Annotated in this window: 13 protein-coding genes and 1 tRNA gene; 8 read left to right on the top strand and 6 right to left on the bottom strand. The window is 70.4% G+C overall.

Translation table 11 applies throughout. The annotated features are described in order from the left end of the window. The first annotated feature begins 271 nt into the window (after window positions 1-271). Entirely contained in the window at window positions 272-877 is a 606-nt protein-coding gene (orn, locus tag CW359_RS42670) for an oligoribonuclease (protein ID WP_105975649.1), read from the top strand. A 120-nt stretch (window positions 878-997) separates the two neighbouring features. Then, window positions 998-1,070 (top strand) — tRNA-His (locus tag CW359_RS42665). Between the two features lie 83 nt (window positions 1,071-1,153). Here CW359_RS42665 and CW359_RS42660 read toward each other — a convergent pair. Continuing rightward, on the bottom strand, window positions 1,154-2,209 hold the full coding sequence (locus CW359_RS42660; protein ID WP_105975648.1) for a LacI family DNA-binding transcriptional regulator: 1,056 nt from the start codon (window positions 2,207-2,209) through the stop codon (window positions 1,154-1,156). 473 nt (window positions 2,210-2,682) lie between these two features. On the opposite strand from CW359_RS42660, the gene CW359_RS42655 reads away from it, so the two are divergent. The 4 genes from CW359_RS42655 (at window position 2,683) to CW359_RS42640 (ending at window position 7,497) form a co-directional block, all read left to right on the top strand. Beyond that, window positions 2,683-4,008, top strand: a complete 1,326-nt coding sequence (locus tag CW359_RS42655; protein ID WP_105975647.1) for an ABC transporter substrate-binding protein — start codon at window positions 2,683-2,685, stop codon at window positions 4,006-4,008. A 5-nt stretch (window positions 4,009-4,013) separates the two neighbouring features. Next, window positions 4,014-5,027, top strand: coding sequence for a carbohydrate ABC transporter permease (locus CW359_RS42650; protein ID WP_105975646.1), 1,014 nt, complete (start codon window positions 4,014-4,016; stop codon window positions 5,025-5,027). Window positions 5,028-5,038: 11 nt separating this feature from the next. Then, window positions 5,039-5,944 (top strand): carbohydrate ABC transporter permease, encoded by a 906-nt coding sequence (locus CW359_RS42645; RefSeq protein WP_105975645.1) that lies wholly within the window; start codon window positions 5,039-5,041, stop codon window positions 5,942-5,944. Window positions 5,945-6,072: 128 nt separating this feature from the next. Next, window positions 6,073-7,497, top strand: coding sequence for a GH1 family beta-glucosidase (locus CW359_RS42640; protein ID WP_105975644.1), 1,425 nt, complete (start codon window positions 6,073-6,075; stop codon window positions 7,495-7,497). 216 nt (window positions 7,498-7,713) lie between these two features. On the opposite strand, the gene CW359_RS42635 is transcribed toward CW359_RS42640, so the two are convergent. Continuing rightward, window positions 7,714-9,096 carry a sensor histidine kinase gene (locus CW359_RS42635; RefSeq protein ID WP_105975643.1) on the bottom strand — a complete coding sequence of 461 codons (1,383 nt, stop codon included), beginning with the start codon at window positions 9,094-9,096 and terminating at the stop codon, window positions 7,714-7,716. Then, window positions 9,093-9,797, bottom strand: a complete 705-nt coding sequence (locus CW359_RS42630; protein WP_198655584.1) for a response regulator transcription factor — start codon at window positions 9,795-9,797, stop codon at window positions 9,093-9,095. The genes CW359_RS42635 and CW359_RS42630 overlap by 4 nt, the downstream gene beginning before the upstream one ends. Before the next feature lie 120 nt (window positions 9,798-9,917). Between CW359_RS42630 and CW359_RS42625 the strand changes: the two genes are divergently transcribed. Continuing rightward, window positions 9,918-10,451 (top strand): hypothetical protein, encoded by a 534-nt coding sequence (locus tag CW359_RS42625; protein ID WP_105975641.1) that lies wholly within the window; start codon window positions 9,918-9,920, stop codon window positions 10,449-10,451. A 43-nt stretch (window positions 10,452-10,494) separates the two neighbouring features. On the opposite strand, the gene CW359_RS42620 is transcribed toward CW359_RS42625, so the two are convergent. Both CW359_RS42620 and CW359_RS42615 read right to left on the bottom strand, forming a co-directional pair. After that, a complete protein-coding gene (locus CW359_RS42620) occupies window positions 10,495-11,364 on the bottom strand; it encodes a spermidine synthase (RefSeq protein ID WP_105975640.1) in 870 nt (289 codons plus the stop codon). Between the two features lie 46 nt (window positions 11,365-11,410). Then, the gene (locus CW359_RS42615; protein WP_232838847.1) at window positions 11,411-11,827 is read right to left on the bottom strand and encodes a hypothetical protein; all 417 of its coding nucleotides are present in this window, start codon (window positions 11,825-11,827) and stop codon (window positions 11,411-11,413) included. Between the two features lie 295 nt (window positions 11,828-12,122). On the opposite strand from CW359_RS42615, the gene CW359_RS42610 reads away from it, so the two are divergent. Continuing rightward, on the top strand, window positions 12,123-13,589 hold the full coding sequence (locus tag CW359_RS42610) for an NsdA family TPR-like regulatory protein (protein ID WP_105975638.1): 1,467 nt from the start codon (window positions 12,123-12,125) through the stop codon (window positions 13,587-13,589). Between the two features lie 226 nt (window positions 13,590-13,815). On the opposite strand, the gene CW359_RS42605 is transcribed toward CW359_RS42610, so the two are convergent. Next, complete coding sequence (locus CW359_RS42605; protein WP_105975637.1) at window positions 13,816-14,412, bottom strand: histidine phosphatase family protein; 597 nt, start codon at window positions 14,410-14,412, stop codon at window positions 13,816-13,818. Between the last annotated feature and the right edge of the window lie 214 nt (window positions 14,413-14,626).

Here is a 14,626-nt window from a genome sequence, read left to right as displayed (position 1 = left end):
TGCGCCCCCAGACCCCCGCCTATCGCGCTGAACGCGCTCGTCCTCAAACGCCGGACGGGCTAGAAGGTGCGGGCTGGGGTGGGTGGGCGGGGAGAATCAGCCTGGGTGTCCTCGTGCGCCGGACGGGCTGAGATCACTGGGTTGCCCCGGCCTGTGCTGGAGGGGCAGTAAGGGCGGGTGGGTGGGAAAACAGAGCTTGGCTGCAGCCACCGCAGCGACAACCCCCGCACCGCAGGTTCGCCTCGCTCCGCCTCCCCGTAAGGTGAGACGCATGAACGATCGCATGGTGTGGATCGACTGCGAGATGACAGGTCTCTCGTTGTCCGACGACGCGCTCATCGAGGTGGCCGCACTGGTCACCGACTCCGAGCTGAACGTACTCGGCGAGGGGGTGGACATCGTCATCCGTCCGCCCGACTCGGCGCTGGAGACCATGCCGGAGGTGGTGCGGCAGATGCACACCTCGTCCGGGCTCCTCGACGAACTGGCCGGCGGCACCACGCTGGCCGACGCCGAGGCCCAGGTCCTGGCGTATGTGCGCGAGCACGTCAAGGAGCCGGGCAAGGCCCCGCTGTGCGGCAACACGGTCGGCACCGACCGCGGCTTCCTGCTCCGCGACATGAGCACCCTGGAGTCGTACCTCCACTACCGGATCGTGGACGTCAGTTCGGTGAAGGAGCTGGCCAGGCGCTGGTACCCGAGGGCGTACTTCAACAGCCCGGACAAGAACGGCAACCACCGCGCCCTCGCCGACATCCGCGAATCGATCGCCGAACTGCGCTACTACCGCGAGGCGATCTTCGTACCGCACCCCGGCCCCGACTCGGACACGGCCCGCACGATCGCGGCCAAGCACGTCCTGCCCGCAGCTCACTGACCTCGTACGACGCCTCTCGCGCGAGCCCGGACAAAAGCCGGGCGCGAGCACCCCTTCGGACCCTGTACACTTTTTCTCGGCCGGTCAGGAAGACCACTCGGAACTCCTCACCCGGTCATGGTGGGTGTAGCTCAGCTGGTAGAGCACCTGGTTGTGGTCCAGGATGCCGCGGGTTCAAGTCCCGTCACTCACCCTGAATGATCAAGGGCTGATCTGCGAGAGCAGATCAGCCCTTTGTCGTGCCCGGCTACCCGCCACGCCGGGGGCATCGACCTCTCAGGACGACTTGCGGCTCATCAGTTCCGTCGGCAGTACCAGTCGGCGGCGCTCCAGTACCCGGGACGCCGTCGGGCGGCGGTCCGCGACCTCCTCCAGGAGGAGGTCGATCATCGCTCGGCCCATCTCCACTATCGGCTGGCGGACGCTCGTCAGGGGCGGGTCCATGTGGCGGGCTATCGCCGAGTCGTCGTAGCCGACCAGTGCCACGTCGTCGGGTATACGGCGGCCCTGTTCGCGCAGGACCTGGCGGGCGCCCGCCGCTGTCACGTCCGAGGCCGCGAAGACCGCGTCCAGGTCGGGGCAGCGGGTCAGCAGGCGGGTCATCGCGCGACGGCCGCCCTCCTCCGTGAAGTCGCCCGGTTCGATCAGGGTCTCGTCCACCTCGTGGCCCGCCGCCTCCAGGGCCTCGCGGTAGCCGTCGACGCGGCGCTGGGCGCCGTACACGTCCAGGCGGCCCGTGATGTGGGCTATCTTGCGGCGACCCCGGGACAGAAGGTGTTCGGCAGCCTGGCGGCCTCCGCCGTAGTTGTCGGAGTCGACCGAGGTGAGGGTCTCCGCTGCCGACCTCGGGCCGCTGATCACCGCCGGGATCTCCAGCTGGGCCAGCAGGTCGGGCAGCGGGTCGTCCGCGTGGACCGAGACCAGCAGGACGCCGTCCACCCGGTGGGCCGCCAGGTACTGCGCCAGGCGCTGTCGCTCCCGGTCGCTGCCCGCGAAGATCAGCAGGAGCTGCATCTCCGTGTCCGAGATCGCGGCGCCGACGCCACGGAGCATGTCCGAGAAGTACGGTTCCGCGAAGAAGCGGGTCTCCGGCTCGGGGACGACGAGCGCGATCGCGTCCGTGCGGTTCGCCGCGAGGGCTCGGGCCGCCGTGTTCGGGACGTAACCCAGCTCCGCGACCGCCGCCTCGACCGCCGCGCGGGTCGCGTCGCTGACCCTCGGCGAACCGTTGATCACCCGGGAGACCGTGCCACGGCCCACTCCGGCGCGCGCGGCGACCTCTTCCAAGGTCGGCCGGCCACCGCTGCGGCCCCGCGCTCCGTGGCTTGCCATCTGGCTCCGCCCTTCCGCTGTCATCACCCTGGCCTGGAATCTAACAGTCCTGTCCGGACTCGGCCGCCGGTGCGGGCGCGGACAGGGGCGCCCCGGCCGTCCCCGGCCGCCGCGCGGCTGCCCGGTGCGCCGGACCGGCCCGCGCGGCAGGCGTCGTACCGCCTCCGGAGCGGCGACCGCGGTCCGCTCCCGCACTGGCCGATCTCCGTCGGTCGGTGTCCCCTCCTCGTCGGGCCGCCGAGTTAGTTAACAGGCAGATAACTGAACACAGCTCCTCTGTCCTCACCCTTGACACCCCCGCCCGGACCGACGAACCTTCAACACATCACCGATGGGAGCGCTCCCACGGTACCTGACACATACACATCCCGCACGTTCCCCGCCCGAGCCGCAGCGACGATTCAAGACGAACTAACGGGCCCAACAATGCAGTTGGCCGGGGGGTCGGCACGTCAGGGCAACAGGAGGACGCAATGCGAGCACGTACCCGAACCGCCCACCGCAGGGTGGTGGTCCTCGCGGCCGTAGCGTCGCTGGGCGCCGGGCTGCTGGCCGGCTGTGCCGACGACGGCGGCGACGACACCGGCGGCTCGTCGTCGGAAGGTGGCGGCGGCGGCAAGACCAAGATCACTCTCGGTCTCTTCGGTACGGCCGGCTTCGAGGAGTCCGGGCTGTACAAGGAGTACGAGAAGCTGCACCCGGAGATCGACATCCAGCAGACGGTCGTGGAGCGCAACGAGAACTACTACCCGGCGCTGATCAACCACCTCACCACCGGCAGTGGTCTCCAGGACATCCAGATGATCGAGGTCGGCAACATCGCCGAGATCGTCAAGACCCAGTCGGACAAGCTGCTCGACCTGTCGAAGTACGGCAAGAAGAGCGACTACCTGGAATGGAAGTGGGCCCAGGCCACCACCACTGGTGGGGAGACCATCGCCGTCGGGACCGACATCGGGCCCATGGCCATCTGCTACCGCACGGACCTGTTCAAGGCGGCCGGTCTGCCGACCGACCGCGAGGAGGTCGGCAAGCTGTGGGCGGGCAGCTGGGACAAGTTCGTCGACGTCGGCAAGCAGTACAAGGCCAAGGCGCCCAAGGACACCACGTTCCTGGACTCCCCCGGCGGTCTGCTGCAGTCGATCCTCAGCGGTGAGAAGGACCGGTTCTACAACGAGGCCGGTGACGTCATCTACAAGACGAACCCGGCCGTGAAGTCCGCCTTCGACCTCACGGCGCAGGCCGCCGAGGACGGACTCATCGGCAACCAGACCCAGTTCCAGCCCGCCTGGGACACCACCATCGCCAACAGCAAGTTCGCCGCGATGTCCTGCCCGCCGTGGATGCTCGGCTACATCAAGGGCAAGTCGCAGCCCGACGCGGCCGGCAAGTGGGACATCGCCCAGGCCCCCAAGTCCGGCAACTGGGGCGGCTCGTTCCTGAGCGTGCCCAAGTCCGGCAAGAACACCGAGGAAGCGGCGAAGCTGGCCGCCTGGCTGACCGCGCCCGAGCAGCAGGCCAAGCTGTTCGGTGTCCAGGGCAGCTTCCCGAGCACCCCGGCGGCGTACGAGTCGACCGAGGTGAAGAACGCGAAGAACGACATGACCGGTGACGCGCCGATCGGCACGATCTTCGCGCAGGCCGCCGAGAACATCCCGGTCCAGACGATCGGCCCGAAGGACCAGATCATCCAGCAGGGCCTGACCGACAACGGCGTCGTTCTGGTGACCCAGGGCAAGTCCGCCAAGGAAGCCTGGGACACGGCCGTGAAGACCATCGACAACAACCTGGACAAGTGACCCGTATGGCCACCCGGCACGACACCGCCGCGCCCCCCACCGAGGAGGGGGGCGCGGCCCCGGGCCGCCCGCCCAAGGACGGTGCGCCCGCCGCGCTCGACAAACGCCGGGCCCGGCTGTCCCGCCGCTGGCAGCGGGACATGCGCTGGAGCCCGTACGCGTTCGTCTCGCCGTTCTTCCTGCTGTTCCTCGCGTTCGGTCTGTTCCCGCTGATCTACACGGGCTGGGCCTCGCTGCACCAGGTGGAGCTGACCGCGCCCACCGACATGAACTGGGTGGGCTTCCGCAACTACACGCGGATCTTCGACGACGACTTCTTCTGGAACGCGGCGCAGAACACGCTGACCATCGGGATCATCTCGACGGTTCCGCAGCTGCTGATGGCGATGGGCCTCGCGCACATCCTCAACTACAAGCTGCGGGCCTCCACCTTCTACCGGGTCGCGATGCTCGCCCCGTACGCGACGTCGATCGCCGCCGCCTCGCTCGTCTTCGTGCTGCTCTTCGGGCGCGACTACGGCATGATCAACTGGGTTCTCAACCAGGTCGGTATCGACAACATCGACTGGCAGAACGACAAGTGGCCCTCGCAGATCGCGGTCTCCTCGATCGTCATCTGGCGCTGGACCGGCTACAACGCGCTGATCTACCTGGCCGCGATGCAGGCGATCCCGCAGGACCTGTACGAGTCCGCCGCGCTCGACGGGGCCAACCGCTGGCAGCAGTTCTTCCACGTGACCCTGCCCTCGCTGCGGCCGACGATCCTGTTCACGGTCGTCGTGTCGACCATCGGTGCCTCCCAAGTATTCGGTGAGCCACTGCTGTTCGACGCGAACAAGGGCGCGTCCGGCGGCTCCCAGCACCAGTTCCAGACGCTCGGGCTCTACCTGTACGAGCAGGGCTGGGTCAACCAGCACCTCGGCCGGGCCTCCGCCATCGCCTGGACGATGTTCCTGATCCTCATCGTCATCGGGATCGTCAACTACGTCATCTCGCGCCGGCTCCGCGCCAGCAGTTAGGAGAACCGGCCGTGACGACGACACTGACCCCTCCGCCGGAACAGAAACAGGAAGACCGCAAGCGCGTACGGCGGCCCAGGGCCGCGCGCGCCGGCGGCACCATGCACGCCGGGCCCATCGCCTACGTCATCCTCGCCCTGTTCACCATCGGCTCGCTGTTCCCGCTGGTGTGGACGGCCATCGCCGCCTCGCGCGACAACCAGCGGCTCGCGCAGACCCCGCCGCCCTTCTGGTTCGGCTCGGGGCTGTTCGACAAGCTCGAACTGGCCTGGACGGACGCCAACCTGGGCGAGGCGTTCGTCAACACCACGTTCGTGGCGGGCGTTTCGGCGATCACCATCGTCGTGCTGTCGACGATCGCCGGGTTCGCCTTCGCCAAGCTGCGCTTCAAGGGCCGCCAGGCGATGATGCTGATCGTCATCGGCACGATGATGGTGCCGCCCCAACTGAGCGTGATCCCGCTGTACATGATGGTCGCCAAGCTCGACTGGTCCGACCAGCTCCAGGCGGTGATCCTGCCCTCGCTGGTCAGCGCGTTCGGGGTGTTCTTCATGCGGCAGTACCTGATCCAGGCGCTGCCGGACGAGATCATCGAGGCGGCACGGATGGACGGCGCGAGCAGCTGGCGCGTGATCTGGCACGTGGTGTTCCCGGCGGCGCGGCCCGCGATGGCCGTCCTCGGGATGCTGATGTTCGTGCAGACGTGGAACGACTTCCTGTGGCCGTTCCTGGTGCTGACCCAGAACGGCAACCCGACCGTGCAGGTCGCGGTCGCGGGCCTGGGCCGCGGATACACCCCCGACCAGTCCCTGATCATGGCGGGCGCGCTGCTCGGCACGCTGCCGCTGCTGGTCGTCTTCGCGATCTTCGGCAAGCAGATCGTGGGCGGGATCATGCAGGGCGCGGTGAAGGGCTGACCCGCACATCGACTGTCGTACCGGGAACATCTGGGGGCCGGGTCACCGCCGCCTCGGCCCCCTTCCCCCACTTCCCTCTTCTCCTCTCCTACCCGTCGGTCTCCACGACCTCCAATGGGAGCGCTTCCATGACTGAGCCCGTTACCCCGGTGACCTTTCCTCCCGCCTTCCTCTGGGGCGCAGCGACCTCCGCGTACCAGATCGAGGGGGCGGTGCGGGAGGACGGCCGCACGCCCTCGATCTGGGACACGTTCAGCCATACGCCCGGAAAAACCGCGGGCGGCGAGCACGGTGACATCGCTGTCGACCACTTCCACCGCTACCGCGACGACGTGCAGCTGATGGCCGACCTGGGCCTGACCGCGTACCGCTTCTCGGTCTCCTGGTCCCGGGTGCAGCCGACCGGCCGGGGCCCCGCGGTCCAGCGCGGTCTGGACTTCTACCGGCGGCTGGTCGACGAACTCCTCGCGCACGACATCAAGCCCGCGGTCACCCTCTACCACTGGGACCTGCCGCAGGAGCTGGAGGACGCGGGCGGCTGGCCGGAGCGGGAGACCGCGCTGCGGTTCGCCGAGTACGCCCAGATCATGGGCGAGGCGCTGGGCGACCGCGTCGAGCAGTGGATCACCCTCAACGAGCCCTGGTGCAGCGCCTTCCTGGGCTACGGCTCGGGCGTGCACGCGCCAGGGCGTACGGACCCGCTGGCCTCCCTCCGCGCCGCTCATCACCTCAACCTGGCGCACGGGCTGGGCACTTCGGCGCTGCGCGCGGCGATGCCGGCCCGCAACACGGTCGCGGTGAGCCTCAACTCCTCGGTGGTAAGGCCGCTTTCGCCCTCCACGGAGGACCTGGCCGCGGTCCGCAAGATCGACGACCTGGCCAACGGCGTCTTCCACGGCCCGATGCTGCAGGGCGCCTACCCGGAGACGCTGTTCGCCGCGACCTCGTCGATCACGGACTGGTCGTACGTCCTCGACGGCGACCTCGCGCTGATCAACCAGCCGCTGGACGCGCTGGGCCTCAACTACTACACCCCGACGCTGGTCTCGGCGGCCGAGGAGAAGCCGAGCGGCCCGCGCGCCGACGGTCACGGCGCGAGCGAATTCTCGCCGTGGCCGGGCGCGGACGAGGTGCTCTTCCACCAGTCGCCGGGCGAGCGTACGGAGATGGGCTGGTCGATCGACCCGACGGGCCTGCACGACCTGATCATGCGCTACTCCAAGCTGGCCCCGGGCCTGCCGCTCTACGTCACGGAGAACGGCGCCGCCTACGACGACAAGCCCGAGTCCGACGGCAGCGTCCACGACCCCGAGCGCATCGCCTACCTCCACGGCCACCTGCGCGCGGTCCGCCGCGCCATCGCCGAGGGCGCGGACGTCCGCGGCTACTACCTGTGGTCCCTGATGGACAACTTCGAGTGGGCCTACGGCTACGGCAAGCGGTTCGGCGCGGTGTACGTCGACTACGCGACCCTGGCCCGTACGCCCAAGTCGAGCGCCCTGTGGTACGGCCGCGCGGCCCGCAGCGGGACGCTGCCGCCGACCAACGGGTAGCCCTCCGGGGGTTGGGCGGGGGTGGGGGCCGGCAGGTGCTTGTGCGTTGTCGGGTGCGGCCCGGTGGGGCTTCTCGCGCAGTTCCCCGCGCCCCTGAAAGGCGGGGGCTACGCCCCTCGCCTTTCAGTCCGCAGCGCCGGGGCTTTGCTTTTAGGGGCGCGGGGAACTGCGCGACCAGCCCCCACCGGGCCCGCGCCCGACAACGCACCCGATACATCACGTTCCGGAGTGCCTGCGGCGCCAAGGTGTCCCCGTTCGGCGGTCCCGGTGTCCCCGCCGCACCGGGGCCCTGCCGTCCAGCTGGATCCAGATCCGCACCTCCGTGCCGCCCAGCACCGACGAGCCGATGCGTACGTCCCCGCCCGTCGACTCCGCGAGTCGGCGCACGATGTCCAGGCCGAGGCCCGTCGACCCCGCGTTCCCCGAGCCGCGCCCTCTGGCCATCGCGGCCTCGGGGTCGATGATCCCCGGGCCCGCGTCCGAGACCAGGACGATCACCGCGTCGTCGCCGTTGTGGACGTCGACCGCGAAGGCGGTGCCCTCCGGGGTGTGCCGGAAGACGTTGCCGAGCAGGGCATCGAGGGCGGCGGCCAGGTCGGCGCGGGCCACGGGTATGCGTACGGGACCCTCGACGCCCGCCACCCGCACTTTTCTCCCCTCGTCCTCCGCGAGCGCCGACCAGAAGGCCATCCGCTCCCGCACCACCTCCGCGGCGTCGCAGCCGGCGCCGGGGCCGGGGACCGTCGTTCTCGGTTTGGCCTCGCGGGCGGTACGGATGATCGTGTCGACCTCGTGCTCCAGCTGGGCGACCGCCGCCCGGGTCTGGTCGGCCGCGGGCCCGTCGCCGAGCGAGGCGGTGTTCAGGCGCAGCACGGTCAGCGGTGTGCGGAGGCGGTGGGACAGGTCTGCTGCCAGCTCCCTTTCGTTCGCCAGTAGTTGTACGACCTGGTCGGCCATCGAGTTGAACGCGACCGCCGCCAGGCGCAGTTCGGCCGGTCCTTCCTCGGGCACTCTCGCGCCCAGCTTCCCCTCCCCCAGTTCGCGCGCGCCCTCGACGAGACGCTGAGCGGGCTCCACCATGCGCACGCCGAGCCGGTCGGCGACGGCCACCGAGCCGACGACGAGGGCGACCCCGACGCCCGCGAGGACGGCCCAGGCGAGGCCGACGCCGTTGGTGACTTCGGACTCGGGGACGTACACCTCGACGACCGCTATCTGGCCGGAGCCGATCGCGACGGGCTGGAGGAGGGTGGAGCCGCCGGACACCTCGGTGGTGGAGGCGCGGCCGAGTCTGCGGACGGCTTCGATGTCGGTGGCGGTGGCGCGCTGCCGACCCAGGTCGACCGCGGCCGTGCCGCCGCTCGCCGGGATGTGGACGGCCAGGCCCGCGTCCGATCCGGCGGCGGCGACCACCCGCTCCAGCTGGTCCCGGTCGGTGGTGATGGACAGGGCGGGGGCGACGGCCGCCGCCTCCCGCTCGGCGTTGGAGAAGGCGCGGTCGCGGGCCATCTCCCGGATGACCAGCCCCAGCGGCACGGCGAAGGCCACCACGACCATCGCCGTGACCGCCACACACACCTTGACCAGCGCCCACCTCATAGCGGCGGCTCCACTCCCGGCGGTGTCAGCTTCACGCCGACGCCCCGCAGGGTGTGCAGATAGCGGGGGTTGGCGGCTGTCTCCCCCAGCTTCCGCCGCAGCCAGGACAGATGGACGTCGATCGTCTGGTCGTCGCCGTACGACTGCTGCCACACCTCCGCGAGCAGTTCCTTGCGCGCGACGACGACACCCGGCCGCCCGGCGAGGAAGGCGAGCAGGTCGAACTCACGCCGGGTCAGGTCCAGTCGTACGCCGTCCAGTTCGGCCTGGCGGCGCAGCGGGTCGATGGCCAGGCCGCCGACGCGGATGACCGTGGACGGCGGTGCGTCCACGGGCGTCGTGCGGGCGCGGCGCAGTACGGCGGCCATGCGGGCCGAGAGGTGTTCGACCGAGAAGGGTTTGGTGAGGTAGTCGTCCGCGCCCGCGTTGAGCAGCCGGACGATCTCCGTCTCCTCGTCCCGCGCGGTGGCGACGATCACCGGTACGTCCGTGATTCCGCGCAGCATCTTGAGGGCCTCGGACCCGTCGAGATCGGGCAGACCGAGGTCCAGGATGACCACGTCGAAACGGAAGTGGGCGACCTCGCGCAGCGCCTCAAGGGCGGTGCCGACACTGCGCACGAGGTGCGCGGCATCGGTCAGATGCCGGATGAGGGCGGAGCGCACGAACTGGTCGTCCTCGACCACGAGCACACTTGCCATGCGCCGCACCGTACGCCAATCCGGCAGGCCGGGTCCGGCGCCTGTGGATAACTACTCCCTGACCGCCCCCGGGTGCCACCGGGCGACAGCTGTGGGGCGGGTGAGGCAGTATGACCGGCGATGCGCAGAGGACTCGTACACCTTCTCGCGTGGACGCTGGCCACGGGCGCGGCGGCCACGATGACGTGGTGGGGTGTGCACACGGTGATGGCCGGGACGGCGTACGACCCGCCCCGTGCGCTGCCGATCACGGCGGCCGACGCGGCTCAGCAGAAGTCGGTCGTGCGGGAGTCGGCGGCGGCGGCCCAGAAGCCGACACCGAGTCCGACGCCCACGGCGGTGAGCCCGACCCCCGCCCCGACCCCGACGCCCACGCCGGATTCGACTCCGTCCTCCTCTCCCTCCCCGGCCCCGACCGCTTCCAAGACCCCGTCCACGGTGAAGGCTTACGACACCGACGGCGGGCGGGCGGTCTTCGATCTCGCCTCGGACTACGCGACGCTCGTCTCCGCGACGCCGGGGGCGGGTTGGTCGATGCAGGTGTTCAAGACGGAGACGTGGATCCGGGTGGAGTTCAGCGCGGGCGCGGACCGGGTGTCGGTGTTCTGCACCTGGCACGACGGCCCGCCGAAGGTGCAGGTCCTCACCTACTGAACCTGCTGAGCCTGCTGAACCTGCAGCGTGGTGGTTCGGGCGGTCAGCGGAACACCGACGGTGGTGGTGCCGGTGAGGCGACGGCCGACGCGTCCGTGACCGGTACGGCGCCGCCGGTGAAGTCGGTGAGGGCGCGGCCGTGTTCGAGGCGGGCGGGGTGCGGGTCGGAGGCGGCGCGGCGGGTCAGCTCGGCGATGGGCAGAGGGTGCGCGGAGGCGACGAGCACCGCGTTGCCGAACCGTTTCCCTCGCAGCACGGTCGGGTCGGCGATCAGGGCCAGCTCGGGGAAGACGGCCCCCGCGGTGGCGATCTGGCCGCGCAGGTGGGCGAGCGGCGGCCCGTCGGCGAGGTTCGCGGCGTAGCAGCCGGCGTCGTTCACGACCCTGCGTACGTCCGTCAGGAACTCGACCGACGTCAGATGGGCCGGGGTGCGGGCCCCGCCGAACACGTCCGCGATGACGAGGTCGGCCCAGCCGTCGGGGACCTTGGCGAGGCCTTCGCGGGCGTCGGTCGAGCGCACCCGGATACGGGCGTTCGGGTCCAACGGCAGCTCGCGGCGGACCAGTCGGACGAGGGCCGCGTCCCGTTCGACGGCCTGCTGGGTGGACCGGGGGCGGGTCGCGGCGACGTACCTGGCGAGGGTGAGGGCGCCGCCGCCGAGGTGCACGACCTGGACGGGCTTGCCGGGCGGGGCGACGAGGTCGATCACATGTCCGAGGCGGCGCTGGTACTCGAAGGAGAGGTACGCCGGGTCGTCGAGGTCGACATGGGACTGCGGGGCGCCGTCGAGGAGCAGTGTCCACGCGCGTGCCCGGTCCCGGTCGGGGATCAGCTCGGCGAGCCCGCCGTCGACCGTCTCGACGACGGCCTCGGCGGCCGGCTGTCCGCGCCGCGCGTTTCTGGACTTTCCCATTCCCCCATTATCGGCCCCATCGTCGGGGCCGCCGGGAGCAGCGGGGTCAGTGGCGGTTGTCGGCGGCCTCGATGAGCCGGGCCGCCTCGCCGAGGGCCGCGCGGAGCACCGCGGGGTCGGTGGCCAGGTCCGCCTCGCCGGGCGGCAGCAGCCAGTCCGAGCCCTCGACCAGGGGTTCGGGATCGGGGGCTACGAGGCTCAGGCCGCGCCCATTGGTCTCCGTGCAGGTGCTGCCGGGGACGTCCCAGGCGGCGGCGGTGCCCGGCGGGACCAGGAAACCGAGGGTGTCGCAGCCGTCGTCGTGCAGTACGGGTCCGACGGCGTCCCCCGCGCCCCTGCGCAGGATGTCGACCGCTTCGAGCCCCTGTCGTGCCGGGACCGTCACCAGATCGCAGTTGGGCAGCACAGGTGATGTACGCGTTCTGAACGGCGTACAGGAATCGGTGCTCTGACTGATCTCCATCCCGGCCTCCACCACGGAACCCCTCCTACAACGAGCGGGTCGGGAGTTCGGGCGGCTCCCGGTCCGTCAGGTTCAACGCGCCAGAACGTCAACGGCTACGGCACAAGACCGCCGCAAAGGATGGCAGTTCATGGCAGATCGTGGATGAGATATCCGGTTTGTAGCCAAACCCCGCGTGGTGGGTCGTGCACAGCGGGTACGTTCATGCCCGCCGGAAACAGGGCGTCCGATGGATAACTGTTCCAACTCGTCAGGAATCCGGCACGGTTCGACGGTTCGCAGAGAGGGCCCGGCCATGACGTCGTCAACGGTGACCTCGTCGCAGTCCCCCCGGCCGCCACGGCCGAACCTCGCCTTTCGGCAGTTGCGCGCACAGCGCTCTCCGGGCGAGTTCGCCGCGGCGGTACGGCGGGCCGCCCGCGAGATCGAGGAGCGGGTCAGCTGTGACGCGCGTTACATCGGTCGCGTCGAGGCGGGCGAGATCCGCTGTCCCAACTACGCGTACGAACGGGTGTTCCTGCACATGTTCCCCGGCCGGACACTGGCCGACCTGGGGTTCGCGCCCCGCGCGTCGGTACGCGGGCGTGGAGCGCGCGATACGGGGGACGCGCCCGCTACGCACCTCGCGCTCCCGGCGTCCGCCGCCGCTGAGACGCCGGGGGCGTGCGAGCCGTATGAGATGCAGGACACGCACGACACGCAGAACACGCGGGACCCGTACCAAACGCACGACAACTACGAGGAGAGCGACGTGCTGCGTCGCGCATTCATGGCGGGCGGTGCCACTGTGGCAGCCGCCTCCCTGAGCCCCTTCGGGCTCGCGTACGAGGCCTCGGCCACGGGCCGTCCCATGCGCCGCGTCGGCGCAGGTGAGGCGGGCGCCCTGGAGGAGGCCGTACGCCGCATCAGACTGCTCGACGACCGGCACGGCGCCGACGGTCTCTACCGGCGCGCGGCGGCTCCGCTGCGGGCCGCCTACGAGCTGCTCGACGCGGGCGCGGTACGGCAGGCCACCGCCGACCGGCTGCACGCGGGCGCCGGTGAACTCGCCATCTCCGTCGGCTGGCTGGCCCATGACTCGGGCCGCTTCGACGACGCGCGCTCGCACTACGCGGAGGCGCTGGCGACGGCCCGGGTGGCCGGGGACGCGGCCCTTGAGGCGCACGCCTTCTGCAACACGGCGTTCCTCGCGCGCGACGCGGGGCGTCCGCGCGAGGCGGTGAGAGCGGCGCAGGCCGCGCAGCGGGTGGCCCGGCCGCTGGGCTCGCCGCGACTGATGTCGCTGCTCGCGTTGCGGGAGGCGGGGGGCTGGGCGGGGCTCGCGGACCGGGCGGGCTGCGAGCAGGCGCTGGCGCGGGCGCAGGGGCTGTACGAGCGGGGGCCTTCGGAGGCCGACCCCGAGTGGATGAGTTTCTACGGCGAGGCCGAGTTGGAGGGGCTTGAGGCGCAGTGCTGGTCGACACTGGGCGACTGGCCTCGGGCTGCCCGGCACGCGCGGCGTGCGGCGCATCTGCAGAATCCGCACTTCACGCGGAACATCGCGTTGTACACGGCTGAGTTGACGGATGATCTGGCGCGCGGCGGTCATCCGGATGAGGCTGCGGCGGCGGGGATGCGGGTGTTGGATCTGTTGGACGAGGTCCAGTCGTCTCGGATTCAGACGATGCTGGCGGCGACGGCTCGTGTGCTGTTGCCTCACCGGCGGGCTTCGGGGGTGTCGGCGTTTTTGGAGCGGCATGCGGGGTTGCCGCGGAGTGCGTGAGTTGTTCGAGTGCGGGTTCGGGTGCGGGTGCGGGTGGGTGGGGGCTGGTCGCGCAGTTCCTCGCGCCCCTTAAAGGCATCGGCTGGGGATTGTCGTTCGGGTGCGGGTGAGTGAGGGCTGAGCGCGCAGTTCCTCGCGCCCCTAAAACCCCCTCCGGGTGCGAGGCCGGTGGGGGCTTGTCGCGCCGTTCCTCGCGCCCCTGAAAGGCCCCCCCGGCCCTCTCCGCTCAGGCTGACAGGTGGCCCACGTCGTTCCAGCTCTCGATCGCTGGGGCGCCGTATGCCCAGCCCAGTACCGACAGGGATGTCGGGTTCAGGCGGATGCGGGCGGCGAAGTCCAGGGGGAGGTTCAGCCAGCGGGCGCCTATCGCGCGGAGGATGTGGCCGTGGGCGAAGACCAGGACGTCTCGGTCTGCGGAGCGTGCCCATGTGATCACCTCGTCCGCGCGCGTGATGACCGCCTCCAGGGACTCGCCCCCGGGGACCCCGTCCCGCCAGATCAGCCAGCCGGGGCGGATCGCCTGGATCTCCGCCGGGGTCATGCCCTCGTACGTGCCGTAGTCCCATTCCATCAGCGTGTCCCACGTGGACGCCCGCTCGCCGAAACCCGCTGTCTCGCACGTCTCGCGCGCGCGTGCCAGCGGGCTCGTCCGAACCTCGACCCCGGGGAGACCGTCGAAGGGCACCCTGTGCAGGCGTTCGCCCAGCAGTTTCGCGCCGCGCCGGCCCTCTTCCAGGAGGGGGACGTCGGTCCTGCCGGTGTGCTTGCCGGACAGGGACCACTCCGTCTGTCCGTGCCGGGCCAGCAGGATGCGCGGTGCCATGAGAAACCCTTCCGGGGGGAGACGGACGACGTGAGGGACGAGGAGAGAAGCTGACTAAAAGGGGGCTACGAAGCGAATCAGAGGTACCTAATGGCGGAAAAGCCAGGCGGAACCCCTCCATCATCGCGCACGCTGTCCGGGGGCAACCCGGGGGTCGATCTTTGCGTCCTGTGTGACAGAGGCGTCTTACGAGGCGTTCGCTTACACCGTAAAA

Origin of the sequence: Streptomyces geranii (assembly GCF_002954775.1) — a bacterium.
Taxonomy (GTDB): domain Bacteria; phylum Actinomycetota; class Actinomycetes; order Streptomycetales; family Streptomycetaceae; genus Streptomyces; species Streptomyces geranii.
Note: the sequence above shows the minus strand (reverse complement) of the source record. Positions and strands in the feature narration are given on the sequence as shown.

Coding starts and splice junctions, on each gene's coding strand:
- orn (WP_105975649.1), top strand. CDS start 272: ATGAACGATCGCATGGTGTGGATCGACTGCGAGATGACAGGTCTCTCG.
- CW359_RS42660 (WP_105975648.1), bottom strand. CDS start 2,209: ATGGCAAGCCACGGAGCGCGGGGCCGCAGCGGTGGCCGGCCGACCTTG.
- CW359_RS42655 (WP_105975647.1), top strand. CDS start 2,683: ATGCGAGCACGTACCCGAACCGCCCACCGCAGGGTGGTGGTCCTCGCG.
- CW359_RS42650 (WP_105975646.1), top strand. CDS start 4,014: ATGGCCACCCGGCACGACACCGCCGCGCCCCCCACCGAGGAGGGGGGC.
- CW359_RS42640 (WP_105975644.1), top strand. CDS start 6,073: ATGACTGAGCCCGTTACCCCGGTGACCTTTCCTCCCGCCTTCCTCTGG.
- CW359_RS42635 (WP_105975643.1), bottom strand. CDS start 9,096: ATGAGGTGGGCGCTGGTCAAGGTGTGTGTGGCGGTCACGGCGATGGTC.
- CW359_RS42630 (WP_198655584.1), bottom strand. CDS start 9,797: ATGGCAAGTGTGCTCGTGGTCGAGGACGACCAGTTCGTGCGCTCCGCC.
- CW359_RS42625 (WP_105975641.1), top strand. CDS start 9,918: ATGCGCAGAGGACTCGTACACCTTCTCGCGTGGACGCTGGCCACGGGC.
- CW359_RS42620 (WP_105975640.1), bottom strand. CDS start 11,364: ATGGGAAAGTCCAGAAACGCGCGGCGCGGACAGCCGGCCGCCGAGGCC.
- CW359_RS42615 (WP_232838847.1), bottom strand. CDS start 11,827: ATGGAGATCAGTCAGAGCACCGATTCCTGTACGCCGTTCAGAACGCGT.
- CW359_RS42610 (WP_105975638.1), top strand. CDS start 12,123: ATGACGTCGTCAACGGTGACCTCGTCGCAGTCCCCCCGGCCGCCACGG.
- CW359_RS42605 (WP_105975637.1), bottom strand. CDS start 14,412: ATGGCACCGCGCATCCTGCTGGCCCGGCACGGACAGACGGAGTGGTCC.